The organism is Psychrobacter sp. NC44 (assembly GCF_904846655.1).
Lineage (GTDB): Bacteria > Pseudomonadota > Gammaproteobacteria > Pseudomonadales > Moraxellaceae > Psychrobacter.
Genome location: NZ_CAJHBN010000005.1, coordinates 148,967 through 165,942, shown reverse-complemented (window position 1 = coordinate 165,942; position 16,976 = coordinate 148,967). Strand labels below are relative to the sequence as shown.

The window sequence follows — 16,976 nt, the reverse complement described above, 5'->3', positions numbered from 1 at the left end:
CTGCTCTTTAACTAAAAATTAAACAAATTTAAGCATCTAACTAAAGTGAACGTCTGTTTAACTTATTGTATCACTGCTATTTTTAGGATATCGCAATTAGTATGAACTGCCATGTTCTACTTATTTGACTCTATCTGCTTAACTCTTTTTGGCTAAGCTAAATCATACTCGCCTGCAGCAACTGCTGCGCATAGGGATGCTGTGGGCTATTAAAAATATCTTCAGTACGTCCAGACTCAATACATATGCCATCTTTAAGCACCATAATTTGCTGACATAAGGCGCGCACCACTTTTAAGTCATGACTAATAAACACATAGCTGATTTGCAATTTTTCCTGAATTTCACGTAGTAAATTAACGACGGTCACCTGCGTGGTACTATCAAGCGCGGACGTCGGCTCATCCAATATCAATAGACTCGGCTGCATAATAAGGGCGCGCGCAAGTGCGACACGCTGACGCTGACCACCTGATAGCTCATGCGGATAGCGATGCGAAAACTCAGCTGGCAGATGCACGGTAGTAAGGCTATCCATCACTGCCTGCTGCCGTGCTGCCTTATCAACGCCTTGTACGAGCAATCCTTCTTCAACGATTTGCATCACCGTCATACGTGGATTGATACTGGCAAATGGGTCTTGAAATACCATTTGAATTTGCGAGCGAAACTGACGTAGCTCACCCTTGGACAATACTGAAATATCTTGTCCATTGACCATTATTTCGCCACCCACACGCGCTTGATTGCTAAGTAATTGACTTAACGCAAGTGCGATGGTGGTTTTTCCAGAGCCTGACTCACCTACAATGCCTAACGCCCACCCTTTCTGTAGCGTCATATCAACATTTTTTACCGCATCAAACCAGCGCTTAGTACCACCAAACAGACTTTTTTCAATGGGAAACTGTACTTGTAAATTGCTGACTTGCAATACGGTTGATTGCTGAATTTTATCATCATTAGAGAAGTTCAGTGCTTGGCCAAAGTCTTGTTTGATTAGCGAGCGGGTATATTCGGCTTTGGGCTGGTTAAACACCGCTGCGGTTTGCCCTTGCTCAATCGTCTGTCCTTGGCGCATCACGATGACGTCATCACTGTAGCGCCTGACCAGATTGAGGTCATGGCTAATAAGCACCATCGCCATATTATGCTGACGCTTAAGATCATCTAATAGAGCGAGAATCTCATGTTGGAGAGTAACATCAAGCGCGGTGGTCGGCTCATCAGCGATTAAAATATCAGGCTGCTGTGCCAATGCCATGGCAATCATGACCCGTTGACGTTGACCACCTGATAACTCGTGCGGATAGCGGTTCAACTTATCAATCGGATTGGTAATATTGACATCATTTAGTAAATCGATTGTTTGGCTTTGCCATTGTTTCTTGGGCACACCAACTAGACGTAGTGATTCAGCAATTTGTTTGGCAACTGTATGTAGTGGATTGAGCGCTGTCATCGGCTCTTGAAACACCATGCCGATGCGCTGTCCGCGAATAGAGCGCAGCGCAGCGTTACGTGCCTTAGCACTAACACCAACATTGGCATTGGCTATCGGTAGCACAGTCAAACCTGCTGACCCTGCCAGCTTCACCTCACCGCTAACAGTCAAACTGTCTGGCAATAAGCCTAATAGCGCGAGACTTGCAATGGATTTGCCAGAGCCTGATTCACCTACTATCGCTAACGTCTGCCCTTGCCGTAGCTCATACGATAGTTTATCGACCAGAACGCTGCCTGCGTCCGTGACGATGCTAAGTTTATCGACGCTCAGCATAAGCTTATTTTGGCTATTGCTATGATTGTTATTTGAATGGGCATTGTGCTCAGTAACACTTTGCTTAGTAGTCGTTATATTAGTCGTTATCACATCATCAGTTGTCACATCATCAGTTGTCATATCAGGAGCGCCTCGGATCAAAGGCATCACGTAGCGCTTCGCCAACGAAAATCAGCAATGATAAGATAAAGGTCAAACTAAAAAACCCAGATAGCGCAAGCCATGGTGCATCTAGGTTATTTTTCCCTTGTACCATCAGCTCGCCGAGAGACGGTGACCCAGGCGGCAAGCCATAACCTAAAAAGTCTAGTGCCGTTAAAGCAATAATATTAGCTGTTAATATAAATGGCAGTTGTGACAAGCTTGACGCTAGGGCATTGGGCAAGATATGCCTTAGCATGATTTGACTGTCCGATACCCCAAGATTACGCGCAGCACGCACATAGTCAAAGTTACGCGCGCGCAAAAACTCTGCCCGTACCAAACCAACCAGTCCCATCCAACCAAATAATAACATCATAGCAAATAGCATGAAGATACTAGGGCTGAATAAGCTGACCAAAATAATAATCATAAACAGCTGCGGCATACCGCCCCATACTTCCATGAAGCGCTGCCCTGCCAAATCTATCCAACCACCGTAATAGCCTTGTATCGCACCGACGATGATGCCAATCACTGCCCCAGCAAGTGTTAATGCTAAACCAAACAATAATGACACGCGCATGCCATAAAGTATCCGTGCCAACACATCACGGCCTAAGTCATCAGTACCAAGCCAATTCTGGCTATTGGGCGCTGCTGGATATGGAATACCCAGCTCAACGTTTGGTGTCTGATCGGCAAATGGAATCGGCGGCATAATGTAAAAACCCTGCTCATTAATCAGCGTTTGCACCGCAGGGTCTTTATAATTGGCTTCAGTCTCAAACACCCCACCAAAAGCCGTTTCAGGATAGGCTTTTAGGACAGGAAAGTAATAATCGCCTTGATACTGCACCAGTAGCGGCTTGTCATTGGCAATCACATTGGCTGCCATACAAATGACGAATATCAGCACAAAAATGAATAATGATACGACGCCTAGACAATTACGGCGAAAGCGGTTGAGGCGTGCCTGCCAGATAGGATTTAGGCGACGTTTTTTTGGCATAGAGACAGGAGATGCAGATGAATGCGTTGAAGGTAACGGATGATTTGATATTTTATCTGACATTATCGCCCCTCAAAATCAATACGAGGATCAATCAAGTGATAACTCAAATCACTGATTAACTGTAATAACAGTCCGACCAAGGTAAAAATAAACAATGTACCAAATATCACCGGATAATCGCGCTGCTGAATGGCTTCAAAACCTAACAACCCCAAACCATCAAGTTTAAAAATAATCTCGATTAAGAAGTTTCCGGCAAAGAAAATGCCAACGATAGCCGCTGGAATACCTGCAATAATAATCAGCATGGCATTACGAAACACGTGTCCGTATAGCACTTGACGCTCAGCCAAGCCTTTGGCACGAGCAGTAAGCACATATTGCTTACCCAGCTCTTCTAAAAAGCTAAACTTGGTCAAATAAGTCAAGCCAGCGAAACCGCCAATCGTACTTGCCAGCAGTGGTAGCGCTAAATGCCAAAAGTAATCTTTGATTTTACCCAGCGCGCTTAATTGATCGAAGTTCTCAGAAGTTAATCCTTGCAGTGGAAAGATATTCCAGTAGCTACCACCGGCAAAAAACACCAGTAATATAACGGCAAATACGAAAACAGGTATTGCATGCCCGATAGCCAGTAGCATAGCAGTAACTTTATCAATCCCCGAGCCATGATGCATGGCTTTATAGATACCTAGTGGAATCGCTATCATATAAATCAGCAGCGTGCTCCAGAGTCCAAGCGAGATAGAAACGGGTAATTTCTCGATAATTAAATCTGTTACCGACTGCCCTTTAAAAAAAGACTCACCGAAATCTAGCTGAGCGTAATTCTTTAACATGAGCCAAAAGCGCTCAGGTGCCGATTTATCAAAGCCGTATTGGGCATTAATCGCTGCAACCATTTCCTCAGATAAGCCACGCGTACCTTGATAGGTACTGTTATTTCCCGCACTACCCGCGCCAATATTACCGCCAAGCGCATTGTCTTTTGCCCCTTGCTCAATAAGCGCCAGTTGCTGCTCGACAGGACCACCAGGCGCTGCTTGTACAATCACAAAGTTTGCGAGCAATATCAAAAAAAGCGTCGGTAATATCAGTAGTAACCTTTTTAAGATATAACGACCCATAACGACGGCTTCCTAAGATAATAAATATGACGACAGAAAGAATACGCAGCTAATAACTATCGAAACGTCAGTCGAAGCGCCCGTTATGGTTTAAAAGCTATTTTTAAGCTCACGTAACGCAGCAAATACAGCCAAAGATTTATCATCATCGATAGTTGTTTTAGACTTCACCCCTGCTATCACACTCGGCTCTTGCGTCCGTAAAAATACATTGATCGCACGTTCATGTTCTAGAGTGACTGGCAACGTCGGAATACTTTGAGTGGTTTTTTCTTCTGCTTGAATCAGTGCTTGCTGCATTGCGTCATTAGTAGGTTCAATAGATAGTCCAAAGCGCAGATTACTGGCAGTGTATTCATGCGCAGGATATAGTAGCGTCTCAGCTGGTAAACCATTTAAACGCTTAAAGCTGTTGTGTAATTGCTCAATCGTCCCCGTAAATACCCGTCCGCATCCAGCACTAAATAAGGTATCACCGCAAAAACAATGCTTCTGTCCATCGATATCTAAAATATACGCCACGTGGCTTGCGGTATGACCGGACACATCCCATACTTGTGCTGCACAGCCCCACGCACTGACGGTACTGCCATCTTTGATGGTTTGATCTTCATCGACATTATGCTCAGTATGCGCAACCAGATGCGTCATCGGATAAGACTCTTGCAGTTCTGCGACACCGCCGATATGGTCATGATGATGATGAGTCGTCCAGATAGACGTTAGCTCTAATTTATTTTCTTCCAAATAACTCATGACAGGCTCAGCTTGACCAGGATCAATCACGATCGCCTGTTTATTATTTTCATTAATCAATGTCCAAATATAATTATCATTGAACGCTTTGATTGGGTGAATGCGAATAGTCATATTAAATCCTTACCAGTAGTTATCTTTATTGCTGATGTCTTTTATTGATTTTTTAAACGAAATAAAATTTTAAGATGAAGCGTTATTTCCTTTATTGTTCTAAATTATTGCTTCAAGTATTGGTTAACATGTGCTTCTGCTTCTTTATCCGTCCACCAGTAGTCAATACCGATGGCATTAGAGGGCAGTTTTTCAGTATGACGATATTGATCCCAATAGGCGACATTGGTCGCTGATTTGCCGTATAAGGGCACTAAATAATGACCAGCACGTAGTAGGCGATCGAGCACCTGAGTATATAAAACAATCTCATCACGATTTTTGGCTTTGCCTAACTGATCTATTACTGTGTCAATCGCCGTATTTTTAATACCAATAGTGTTTCTATTGCCCGCTTGGTCAGCGGCTGAGCTACCCCAAAAGCCAACTTGTTCCGCACCAGGGGATAAACTCTGAGCAAATACATCGACCACCATATCATAATCGAAACGGCGTACCCGCTCATAATATTGTGGTCCGTCGACTTGACGTAACGTCGCATCAAATCCCAAGCGCTTTAGATTTCGAATATATGGCAGCAGCACCCGACCCATGGTTTCGCCTGTCATCAATATCTCAATCTGAGCAAGTTGTCCATTGGGCTGATATAGTTTCATATCGTTATAATAAAACCCAGCATCTAGCAACAGCTGCCGCGCTTCTAACAGTCCTTTACGGTTAAAGCCGCTACCGTCACTGGTAGGCAATTGCCACTCCATTAATACGGCTTGACGTTGCAGCGGTTCAAGCTTGGGTAATAAAGGCGTAAGCACCTGCATCTCTTCAGCAGATGGCATCCCTGTTGCGGCAAGCTCGGAGCCATGAAAGAAGCTTTGTAAGCGCTCATACTGCCCATGAAACAAGGTCTTATTCATCCACTCAAAGTCATAAGCCTTGCTCAGTGCTTGGCGAACACGAATATCTTGAAAGATGGGACGTCGCATATTCATCACTAGCCCTTGCATTGGTACTGGGTTTTCGCTGCTAATCGTTTCTTTATTAATCATCCCTGCCTTGACTGCAGGGAATTTATAGCCCGTTGCCCAGTTCGACGCTTTATTCTCAGGGCGAAAACGATATTGACCAGACTTAAAACCTTCAAAGGCAATCTCATCGCTTTGATAATAAACAAACTTAATCATATCGAAGTTATAACGACCGCGATTGACCATCAAATCACGACCCCAATAATTGGGGTCACGTACATAGCTGACCGAGCGCCCTGCATCGACACGCCCTAACTTATAAGGACCACTGCCCATCAATGGCGTCAAAGTGATTTTCTCAAAATCAGTATCGATAGAGGACTTGGCAAAAATAGGAAACTGTCCGACCGTTAATAGAATTTCTTGATTATCTTCAGAAGCAAAGACAAATTTGACTTGCTGCTTATTAATAATTTCAATATTTTTAATATCACCCAAATAGCTGCGAATATACATCGGACCTTTATTTAACAGTGCATCATAAGTCGCTTTGACGTCACTGCTGGTGACCGGCGTGCCATCCCAAAAGCGCGCAGCAGGATTAATATGGTAAATAATCCAACTGGTATCATCAGGGTCATAAGTTACTTTGGTTGCCAGCTGCGGATACATGGTAAAGGCTTCATTGAGTGAGCCTGTCATCAAGGTATCATACAGATAGTCCGTACCAACCATCGCCACACCTGTGGTCATCCATTTATTGGCCGCATTAAAGGTGCCGCGTGCATCCAATGAAAGCGTACCACCTTTGGGCGCCTTTGGATTGGCATAGGGCATGTATGGTACGTCAATATACTCAGTGGTACTATTGTGCCCAAGCGCAGTCGTGGTGATTGGCGCTGCGATACTAACAGGTATCCAGCTGCTAGTCATGACAAGCAAGACGGCTTTTAGTATGGTATTTTTTAGCATCATGACTATGTAATACCCCTCATAACGACCTTCTACTCTAAACCGACTTGGATAAAAAATGCGCGACTGACGGCAAAATAGGCAATTGAAGAAATTTTATCATAACAAACTTAGGTTTTTTAACCTAATGCTTTGCGGTGTTAAGGATGCTACATAACGCATTATGCTACTTAAAAAAACGCTAATAGACATAAAAAAAGACGCAGCTCTTAAAGTTGCGCCTTTTGTTTCAAAGCCTGTACTAACTTAAGCGTGTTTTTTTTCAAAATCTATCATAAAGTCAACCAACTGCTGTACCCACTCTAATGACACTGCATTGTAAATACTGGCGCGCATACCGCCGACATCGCGGTGACCTTTTAGATTCATGAGGCCCGCCGCCTCTGACTCTTCTAAAAACACTTTATCAAGGCTGCTGTCGGCTAACGTAAACGGCACGTTCATGATAGAGCGATATTTGGGGTCAACGGGATTACTATAAAAGCTGCTGTCATCAATCGTTTTATAGAGTAAATCGGCTTTTTGCTGGTTGATTTTACCAATAGCAGCAACGCCGCCCTGCTCTTCTAACCAATCAAATACTAGTCCTGCTAAATACCAAGAATAGGTCGCTGGCGTGTTTGACATCGACTCTTTTTCAGCTTGGTGTTCATAGTTCATCAGTAGTGGGCACCACTCACTCGCTTTGCCCAATAAATCTTCACGAATAATGACGATAATTAGTCCTGCTGGCCCGATATTTTTTTGCGCACCCGCATAAATCATGCCAAATTTAGAGACATCGATTGGCTGTGACAAAATGCAAGAAGACATATCGGCGATAATTGGTGCATCGACTTGTGGCGGCTCAAAAATCTGCAAACCATGAATGGTCTCATTAGCGCAGTAATGGAAATACGCCGCATCTTCGCTTAGGTTCCAATCGCTTTGGGCTGGCACGTCAGTAAAATTACTGTCTTTACCCGTTGCCACCACATTAACCTCGCCCAAACCCAGTTTGGCATAGCGCTGTGCTTCTTTAACCGCTTTACCAGACCAAGTACCTGTCGTTAAATAATCTGCGCGGCTACCATTTAATAAGTTTAATGGAATCGCTGAAAACTGTAAGCTGGCACCGCCTTGTAAAAACAGCACTTTATAGTTATCTGGAATGTCCATGAGCGAGCGCAATTTGGCTTCCGCTTTTTCAGTAATCGCGATGTACTCTTTACTACGGTGACTCACTTCCATGACCGACATACCGCGTCCCTGCCAATCAAGCAACTCTTCTTGAGCGCGTGATAAGACGGCGGTAGGTATGGTGGCAGGTCCCGCTGAAAAGTTGGGTACACGGTTAGGAGCGGCTTTAGTGGTCATAATCATTATCCTAAATATGATGAAATCATCGTGGTTATTAAAGATTAAATGTTAAAGGTGAATGTTATCGTTATTTTTTAATCTCTGCCGTAGTAGTCGTAATAATAGTAAGTGGTAAGCCTTTAATACTACTTTGATAACTGCTCCCACAGCTGACGTTTAAGGCTACTATCAGCCAGCATCTCATCGAGTGTCGGCACAGTGGTAAAGTTCGGATGCTCAAGACCGTCAGGTAACACTGTCAATGCGGCAACTTTTATCTCTTCGCGACGACCAATTTTAAAGACATATCCTGCAAGGCTGGCATTGGCAAGCTCAGCGGTATCCATACCTTCACAAATAGGAAATGAGGTTGTCTCACAACTGATGGATAGCGCCTGGGTGATATTTTGCCACAGCTTTTGGCTGTCATTATTAAGGGCTTGGATATCAACCAAAATTACCCAATCGCCATAGCGACCACCTTGTAAATCAAATGGTGCTACCTTTTTAAAGCTTTCCTCTTTAAAGCCCTCTTCCTTAAAACCAACGTCTTCAAAGCTCGGAGCGTCGTTTATATTATCAATCGTAGTGTGCTGAACGACCGTATTTACAAGTGAGGTAACGGCCGGCTTGGAGATATCAGGGGCAGTCGAGTCAAAACTATAGATGACGGGGCTTTGTTGGTCAGAAGGACTTAAGCCTGTTTCATTAGCGTCATCATAAGAATGATTAGACTCATCATCTACCATATCTGCTATGGCGACGTTTATAGTATCGATATTTGGGGGTTCAATATTAGAAGATTCAATGCTTGGCTGTTCGGTGCTCGTTGTAGAAGTAGTAGCATTAGAATGAGATGCAATGCTAGCGTTAGCTGTAACCGCATCAGGCAAGGCAGGCGCAGAAATATCGGCGATATTCATGGTTTCAGAGCTCGGCTGCACCCACTGATTGATACCCATCATCGCTAAAATCTGGCGCTGCTGCATGCGCTGCTGCAATACAATTAGCGGGTCTCGGATATCACTCATGCTTATTTACTATCCTACTTATCTAAAATGAATTTACAGGCTTTTACTATCAAAAGAAATGCTATTAAGAAAAGGTCAAGAACATATCGTTTCTTGCCAGCAAAACAATTACTTAAGTACCATCAACTAAATTGCTCAAAAAAGCTGCCGAACGCCTAACCAATGATTGGCTAACATGGACAAGCAATCATACTCATCTTGACTGACTATCGTATCGTGTAACATCACCGTATGCAATGTGCTCAGCCATTGCCGGTAATCATTGTAATCATTGTAATCATAAGGCTTATTATTAATCACATTATAATCTATTTGAGCGCCGCCCTGTTGCCTCTGTCTATAATTATCATTACGTTTGGCTTTAGAACTAGATGATTGACTGGCAGATGCTAATAAAATAGGCACCGCTTCTATCACTGCCAATAACTGGATACTATTTATATTTTGCGCAGTCAATAGTAGCCATTGCAAATTTGCGTCACTAACGGCGGCTAAGTCAATATCAATCAAACGTGCGTGACGCCGCAAATCCACAAGATAGTGAGCAACACTGTCATTATTATAGCCGAGTACTGAAGTAGGTGCTGAAATGTGTACTGAGCTATCTAGTGCTGATACGACCTGACCCTTAACATCTTTTGATAGGCGATAAGCCAATAAAATAAGCATTGTTTTCGCCGCAACATCGAGACCATCAAACACCTGTCCTGAAGGGTCAATCTGGTCATAAATATCATCCGTGCCAGCGTTCAATACTTGCTGCCATTGATAGGATGAAGAAGATTGAGGATGAAGATGCGACTGGACCTTTGTAGCGTTTAATACGGCAGACAATATCGGTAATAATTGCTGCAACTGTAGCGCTTGCCATAATGATAAAATCGGTGGCAACCGAGAGTCTATTTTTCCTGAGTGCGTTGATACTGGCTTAGTTTTATCCATAGCACCATCTTCACTGGCTATGTTATCAGCCAAATGTTGACTTAAATCCGCCGTTAGATAGTGTTCAAATAGCTCAATGATACCCTGTTGATAGCGCATCAGCATTGTACGACACTTTTTTTGCTGCACATAATGTTGATGATCTTGATTGCTCTGACTCGCTTCATATCTTAAGCGTGATTCATTGATAGCAGTTTCTGACAGGTCATGCTGACTCAATTGCTTTATTGCCAATGCAATCAATGCGTTGTCTAAACGCCTATCAAGATGTGCCACTGCCGCTAATAATTTATGATCTATCGTATGCGCTAAAAATTGGGGGTGGCTGCTAATATTAGCGCTAGCGTTATTATCGATTTCAACAGCAGACGCTTTATCGTTAGCAAGTCCAAGCCAGATATCACTCAAGTCATAACTCTCAGTCGTTGATAATATACGACCTTGATGGCACAACATAACTGCTTCAATCAAAGCTTGCGCCCCAAGCGGGTGATAACTGTGATTGAGTATATACTGCGGCAGTGAAACTTTTTGTCTATCGTCGATACCAATCAATGTATCCGATGGCAAATCGCTATCAGGTTTTGCTTGCCATGGCTTGAGCAACTGATGAATACCAGTATCTTGCGCTTGAACCTGTAAACGTCCTGCAACAACGACATCTTTCTCGATAACAAACTCCAGTCCCTTATCTTCGTCCAACTCATTCTTTATTTCATTTGCAGGAAAAGGGGTAATTTCTTTGTCTATAACATCATTGCTGTTATTAGTAAGGCTTTTATCGTTATTGATTTTATTGTTATTTAACGCTGATTGAGTTTCAAATATTGATGATTGGGTATTTTTTTCTTTTTTGTTTTCGCTTAGGCTATTTGCTTTTATGAAACCCCAATTCCCTAATCGCCGCTGCTCATATATCTCTTTTATTTTCTGTTGATTTATGCGCTTTTCTTTAGCTACTTTTACCGCAAAATCATGATAAGCGTGGGCATTAATGGCACTCATTCGCTCAGCCAAGCTCGGATGGGTAGCAAACCAAGAGACGTCACCCAAATCAGCACCACTACTGGCAAAGAAGAAATGACTAAGACCATTGATATCAGCGATACTGGTTAAGCGCGAACCAAGCGAATCTTGATGAATGGCTTGTAAGGTTTCCATAATAGCCGGCGAGCGTGTCAGCTGCACGCTGGTCGCATCGGCAAGCAATTCACGCTGGCGATTAAAGCTGTGTTTAATCAGTTGCGCACTGGCCATACTCGAAAAACTCAATCCATGTATTAACAACGTCCAAATATTGCGCGGTGCTTGACTATCAAACTTATTATTATTTTGTAGCCATCGTGACTGGCTCTTAGCTGACGACTGCTGGCTTTGTGATTGACTTTGCCAATAGCTTACCCATTCACTATGGGTGGTAAAGTTGGCGGTTTGAGCTTCAGTGCTACGCGCATGGCTATCGACGACTCTTTGTGACAAGAGATTGCGTCGATTGACCGCATCATCAAAATAATTGTGATGGCTATTCTGATTACCAGCGCCAAAATTATTAATAGAATCACTCCAGTCATAGAGTAATTGCAAGCCTGCCAGTACCACCATCAGTTGCAAATTAAACGTCGCATCACCATGCAAGATATGACCATATTCATGCCCTATCAGCCCATACAGCCCCTCATCGGACAGCTTATCAAGCGCGCCTTGAGTGACGACCAATACCATATCTTGACTATGACGACCAGCAACGAAGCCATTAATACCTTGCTCATCAGGCAATACATAGAGAATCGGCATACGTACACCCGAAGCAATGGCTAGCTGCTGGGCAATCTCATAGTAACGACGGTAGACAGGCGGGAAGTCTCGCTCATCACGCACGGCGATATGACGGGCGCTGAAACGAACCTTTGGTATAGGCTCATGCTGGTGAGCAACCCCTTGACTATGCTCCCACGCATCTTGGCTGTGGTCGATAAACAGCCGAACCCCGCCCACACGCTGAGCAATAGCGCGACCGCCCGCTTCTAAGCGTCTGTACTCTAAAAAACTACCGATCACAAAGCTACCGATTGTCCAGATAGCAACCAGTATCAACACCCAATGATAAATGCCACCAGTAAATATCGTTAGCAGCAGCGCCATGATACCCAGCGCTACTGCCAGATGGGCAAAGACAATGAGAAAAAATAGCCCATAGAGCAATAGACTTCGCTGGGTACGGGTGCGTTGTTCACCAAAAAAATCCATCTATATGCCTGACTTAAAAATAGCTAAACGCATCTGAACATATGAATATAATTCAATATCAGCCCATATTGACGACAGGTGCTTGAGCGATCACCTTTCTGTCTTCAAAAACTAGCGGGCTTAACGGGCGAAAGCCAAAAGTCGTACTAATAAGATTGTTGGGAAATACCTCGCGGTCATTGTTGTAGAACATCACGCTGTCATTATAGTGCTGACGGGCGAAGCCAATGCGGTTCTCAGTATTGGTCAGCTCATCCATCAACTCTTTAATCATGCTGTCCGCCTTTAGCTCAGGGTAAGCTTCCACAACCGCTGAGAACTGCCCTAACGCTTTAGACAGCATACTCTCAGCTTTGGCAAATAGCGCCATATGCTCAAGCGAGTCTGGCTGATGTGTATTGGAGTCTTGCAAGCTCTGGGCATGATTACGTGCACTAATCACACGGGTCAGCGTCTCTTCTTCATGCGTTAGATAACGTTTAGCAGTTTCAACCAAATTTGGAATCAAATCATGACGGCGCTTCAGTTGTACATCTATTTGGGCAAAACCATTTTTCGCTTGGTTGCGAGCGCGTACCAATTTATTAAATATAGATACGCCAAACACAATCACTAGTAGCACGAAGGCAATGAACAACCAAACAAACATCTTCATAAGAAAACCCTAAAGTGTCCAGAATGTTAATAAAAGTTAATACATTGTATTTTAACCCATCTTAATCAATCAAAGGTCAAAATCGGACAAAAAAAGGTCGAAAAAAAGCCCTTTACAATGAAGGGCTTAATAGATCAAACGAGCATTTCTGATTAAATATCAAAACAGGTATCAAATTTTAGGCAAAAAAAAGCGACTCCAAAAGCAAATCCTCGGCACACACTGTGACTATTACCGTTGCTACCTTCCGGTCCTGGCGGGGTTCATAGAACAATGTTGCGAGGCTACCAATGGAGCCACCAGTTGCAAATTATACAAGAATTTTTAAATATTACAACCCCTATCGTAAAACTCTTTCTATTATCTCAAAACGCCCTGTAACTTAGGTGACAAAATTCTCACAGCGAGCCTGTTAAATTTTGCTATTTTAGTTGAGGAAGCTGAGCATACTCGGTATCAACTAATAACTAAAATGGACAGCTTCTCATAATAAGGCGAGTCTTACCTATGGTATGGCTCACCTAAATACTATTGATATAACTCACTCAGGAGATCATTGTGAAAACCACTTTACTTAATAAAGCCGCTCTAACGACTGGTACTGCATTTTTACTCACAGCCATGATGGGTAGCGCGCATGCAGAACCAACAGGCTACGATCAGCTTACTTTTCAGACAGAAGTAAAAGAAGAAATCCAGAATGATGAAGTACGAGCCAGCTTATATAAAAAAGCGCAGGCAACGGATTCTAAAACTCTAGCGACAACGCTCAACACCTCAATTAATAATGCCATGAAAATTGCTAAGCGCTATCCAACGGTCACCGTGAGTACCGGACAACAGCGCACCTACCCTCGCTATGATAAAAATGACAAAATCATTGGCTGGACAGGACAAGCAAACATCGATTTAAAGAGCACCGACTTTGCAGCAACCAGCCAACTCATCGCTGACCTACAAGAAACGTTGGTGATGGACAATCTGAACTTTGGTGTCTCAGATACCAAGAAGGATGCGCTTGAGCAAAAGCTGATGACCAATGCGTCTCGTGCCTTTCAGCAACAAGCTAAAAACCTAACACGCGCTTGGGATGCTCGTAGCTATCGTGTCGTCAATGTGAATCTAAATACAGGTAGCAACTACCCACGTCCGATGTATAGTGCTATGAGCATGAAAGCAGGCGCAGCAGACGAATCAGTACCTAGCCAAAGTTTTGAATCTGGCAATAGCACTATCTCAGTGACTGCTAATGGTACGATTGAATTGACTAAATAAGCTGTAAATACATAGAATTGATAAATATCCTTATAAACATAAAGGCAAGTGCTGCAATCAGCGCTTGCCTTTATGTTTATACAGAAGAAATTAACTTATAAAGTTACTCTACTTTGTATGGGTTCTTATACTTATCCATGATTGACACATTAACTACAAGTCAATTTGTCACTGGTTGCTCAAGCGTCATGGGTTTATCCACTATAGGCTTAGTAAATGATTGCATATTCGGTTGTTTGCCCTCTTGACGCATTTTTAACAGCACTTTTTGATACCAAGGTAGATTCTGATAAGCTAAAAGCTGTTGCGCGATTTTCTTATTATTTTGCAATGTTGTATTGTTTTGAATCACATAAACCGTACGCTCTACTTGTTTGAGTGTTTGACTTTTCTCATTTTTCAACACGGCTTTTATCTTGTGCGATCCTGGTAAAACATCTACCGTTGCAATCGATGCGCTGAGACCTTGAGCGACTTCATTGCCATCCAAATAAATACTGACACTATCACCTGCTTGTAACTCCGGCTTCACTTGTACCTTGATATCAATGCTTTGGGCTGGGCGACGATATGCACGTTCTGCGCTTGGTTCAGTAATATTAAGCTGATAATTGACGACTGGTTTGGCGACAGGGCTATTTTTAGCAGCCGTATTTTGCGTAGTCGTATTAACATTACTAGAAGGAGGTTGACTACTCGTGTTATCACTGTTACTTGAGCTGACGCGACTTTCTTTCGTCGTGACACCCGTTTGGCTGATTTTTTTACCTGCCTGCTGTTCATAATTTTGCGGGCGATCGGTAAAGGTGACTTGACCTGTTTTTTCGTCAATAACTTTATAAATAGGCGCAGCATTCACTGAAGGAGCATAGAGAGTTGCCATACTAATCATCGTAGCAGCAATCAGTGCCAACCCTAACTTACTGTTTGAAAAAACCGGTTTTGATAATGAAGTCATAGTCAGTCAACCTAATGAGTACCTAATATTATGAATATCTATTATGCGATACTTTGGGCGTTAAATCAGTAATAATTTCAAAGAGGACATATCCGTTGATTTAGCAAATTATTATTGAGATGTAAAAAAACCAGCTAAGTTATTCTTAGCTGGTTTTTTTACGTATCAAAATAACTGAGTGTTTTAGCTATAAATTAGCAGCTGTAGTATAAGTCAAACTCAACGGGATGCACGGTTACATTGACACGTTGCACTTCTTCTTCTTTCAAAGCGATGAACGCTTCTAGCATGTCTTCAGTGAATACATCACCTTTTAATAAGAACTCATGATCATCACGCAAGGCTTGTAATGCAACTTCTAAGCTCTCCGCAACGGTTGGGATGAGTGCTTCTTCTTCTGGTGGTAAGTCATACAAGTTTTTGTCAGCCGCTTCACCTGGATGTATTTTATTTTGAATACCATCAAGACCTGCCATTAGTAGCGCTGCAAACGTTAAGTATGGGTTGGCCGCTGGATCAGGGAAACGTGCTTCAACACGTACCGCTTTTGGGCTGCTAACATGGGGAATACGGATAGATGCTGAGCGGTTAGACGCTGAGTACGCAAGTTTGATAGGCGCTTCATAATGCGGTATTAGGCGCTTATAGCTATTAGTCGATGGGTTGGTAATCGCATTCAACGCACGCGCATGCTTGATAATACCACCGATGAAATACAGTGCAGATTCAGAAAGACCCGCATATTCATCACCTGAGAAAGTATTGACACCATCTTTGGAGATTGACATATGCACGTGCATGCCTGAACCGTTGTCACCAACGATTGGTTTTGGCATAAAGGTAGCCGTTTTACCAAACTGATGCGCAACATTATGCACAACATACTTTAGCTGCTGTACTTCATCGGCTTTTTTGACTAACGTATTGAAAGCGACACCAATTTCTGACTGGCAAGGCGCAACTTCATGGTGATGAACTTCGACACAGCCTTCACCGATGATTTCTTCTAAACGCTCACACATAACAGAGCGCATGTCTTGCGAGCTATCGATTGGTGGTACTGGGAAGTAAGCGCCTTTAACACGTGGACGATGTCCCATGTTGCCCCACTCATAGTCATTGTTAGTCGACCATGCCGCTTCTTCGGCCGTGATCTTATGGCTAACGCCAGACATATCAATTGACCATTTCACATCATCAAATATAAAGAACTCAGGCTCAGGACCAAAATAAGCAGTATCGCCAATACCCGTTGACTTTAAGTACTCTTCGGCGCGGCGCGCAATAGAACGTGGGTCACGATCATAACCTTGTAGCGTTGATGGCTCGATGATATCACAAGTAACAACTACGGTAAGTGAATCAAAGAACGGGTCAAGAAAAGCCGTCTCTGGATCAGGACGCAAGATCATATCTGACGCTTCGATACCTTTCCAACCAGCAATAGATGAGCCATCAAACATCTTGCCATCTTCCATCACTTCTTCGTCAACGCTATGCGCTGGAAAGCTGATATGTTGCTCTTTACCGCGTGTATCAGTGAAGCGAAAATCAACCCATTTAGCATTAGAGGATTGGATAAGATCTAGTAGTTTGTTCGACATAAATAGTCTCCGTTGTGTTGATTAGGTTATTGCGATTTAAAATTATAGGTACA

Annotated in this window: 12 protein-coding genes and 1 other RNA gene; 1 reads left to right on the top strand and 12 read right to left on the bottom strand. The window is 43.1% G+C overall.

What is annotated here, in order from left to right; all coding sequences use genetic code 11:
* Positions 1 to 157: 157 nt before the first annotated feature.
* The 10 genes from JMX95_RS05770 to ffs form a co-directional block, all read right to left on the bottom strand.
* Complete coding sequence (locus tag JMX95_RS05770; RefSeq protein ID WP_227675988.1) at positions 158 to 1,780, bottom strand: ABC transporter ATP-binding protein; 1,623 nt, start codon at positions 1,778 to 1,780, stop codon at positions 158 to 160.
* Between the two features lie 124 nt (positions 1,781 to 1,904).
* Complete coding sequence (locus JMX95_RS05765) at positions 1,905 to 2,936, bottom strand: ABC transporter permease (RefSeq protein ID WP_201560293.1); 1,032 nt, start codon at positions 2,934 to 2,936, stop codon at positions 1,905 to 1,907.
* 62 nt (positions 2,937 to 2,998) lie between these two features.
* Positions 2,999 to 4,066, bottom strand: a complete 1,068-nt coding sequence (locus JMX95_RS05760; protein WP_201560255.1) for a microcin C ABC transporter permease YejB — start codon at positions 4,064 to 4,066, stop codon at positions 2,999 to 3,001.
* Between the two features lie 90 nt (positions 4,067 to 4,156).
* Positions 4,157 to 4,936 (bottom strand): hydroxyacylglutathione hydrolase, encoded by a 780-nt coding sequence (gene gloB / locus JMX95_RS05755; RefSeq protein WP_201560254.1) that lies wholly within the window; start codon positions 4,934 to 4,936, stop codon positions 4,157 to 4,159.
* A gap of 104 nt (positions 4,937 to 5,040) precedes the next feature.
* Positions 5,041 to 6,873: an extracellular solute-binding protein gene (locus JMX95_RS05750; protein WP_201560292.1), complete on the bottom strand. Its 1,833-nt coding sequence runs from the start codon at positions 6,871 to 6,873 to the stop codon at positions 5,041 to 5,043.
* Positions 6,874 to 7,119: 246 nt separating this feature from the next.
* A complete protein-coding gene (serC, locus tag JMX95_RS05745) occupies positions 7,120 to 8,229 on the bottom strand; it encodes a 3-phosphoserine/phosphohydroxythreonine transaminase (protein WP_201560253.1) in 1,110 nt (369 codons plus the stop codon).
* 128 nt (positions 8,230 to 8,357) lie between these two features.
* Positions 8,358 to 9,242 carry a hypothetical protein gene (locus tag JMX95_RS05740; RefSeq protein ID WP_201560252.1) on the bottom strand — a complete coding sequence of 295 codons (885 nt, stop codon included), beginning with the start codon at positions 9,240 to 9,242 and terminating at the stop codon, positions 8,358 to 8,360.
* A 135-nt stretch (positions 9,243 to 9,377) separates the two neighbouring features.
* Complete coding sequence (locus JMX95_RS05735; RefSeq protein ID WP_201560251.1) at positions 9,378 to 12,431, bottom strand: M48 family metalloprotease; 3,054 nt, start codon at positions 12,429 to 12,431, stop codon at positions 9,378 to 9,380.
* A 58-nt stretch (positions 12,432 to 12,489) separates the two neighbouring features.
* Entirely contained in the window at positions 12,490 to 13,086 is a 597-nt protein-coding gene (locus tag JMX95_RS05730; RefSeq protein WP_083475715.1) for a LemA family protein, read from the bottom strand.
* A 196-nt stretch (positions 13,087 to 13,282) separates the two neighbouring features.
* An RNA gene (gene ffs, locus JMX95_RS05725) (signal recognition particle sRNA small type) lies at positions 13,283 to 13,379 on the bottom strand.
* Between the two features lie 328 nt (positions 13,380 to 13,707).
* On the opposite strand from ffs, the gene JMX95_RS05720 reads away from it, so the two are divergent.
* Positions 13,708 to 14,361 (top strand): SIMPL domain-containing protein, encoded by a 654-nt coding sequence (locus tag JMX95_RS05720; protein WP_413786180.1) that lies wholly within the window; start codon positions 13,708 to 13,710, stop codon positions 14,359 to 14,361.
* A 160-nt stretch (positions 14,362 to 14,521) separates the two neighbouring features.
* On the opposite strand, the gene JMX95_RS05715 is transcribed toward JMX95_RS05720, so the two are convergent.
* Together JMX95_RS05715 and glnA are read right to left on the bottom strand one after the other, a co-directional pair.
* Positions 14,522 to 15,319 carry a DUF4124 domain-containing protein gene (locus JMX95_RS05715; RefSeq protein ID WP_201560249.1) on the bottom strand — a complete coding sequence of 266 codons (798 nt, stop codon included), beginning with the start codon at positions 15,317 to 15,319 and terminating at the stop codon, positions 14,522 to 14,524.
* A 194-nt stretch (positions 15,320 to 15,513) separates the two neighbouring features.
* Positions 15,514 to 16,923, bottom strand: a complete 1,410-nt coding sequence (gene glnA / locus JMX95_RS05710; RefSeq protein ID WP_201560248.1) for a type I glutamate--ammonia ligase — start codon at positions 16,921 to 16,923, stop codon at positions 15,514 to 15,516.
* Between the last annotated feature and the right edge of the window lie 53 nt (positions 16,924 to 16,976).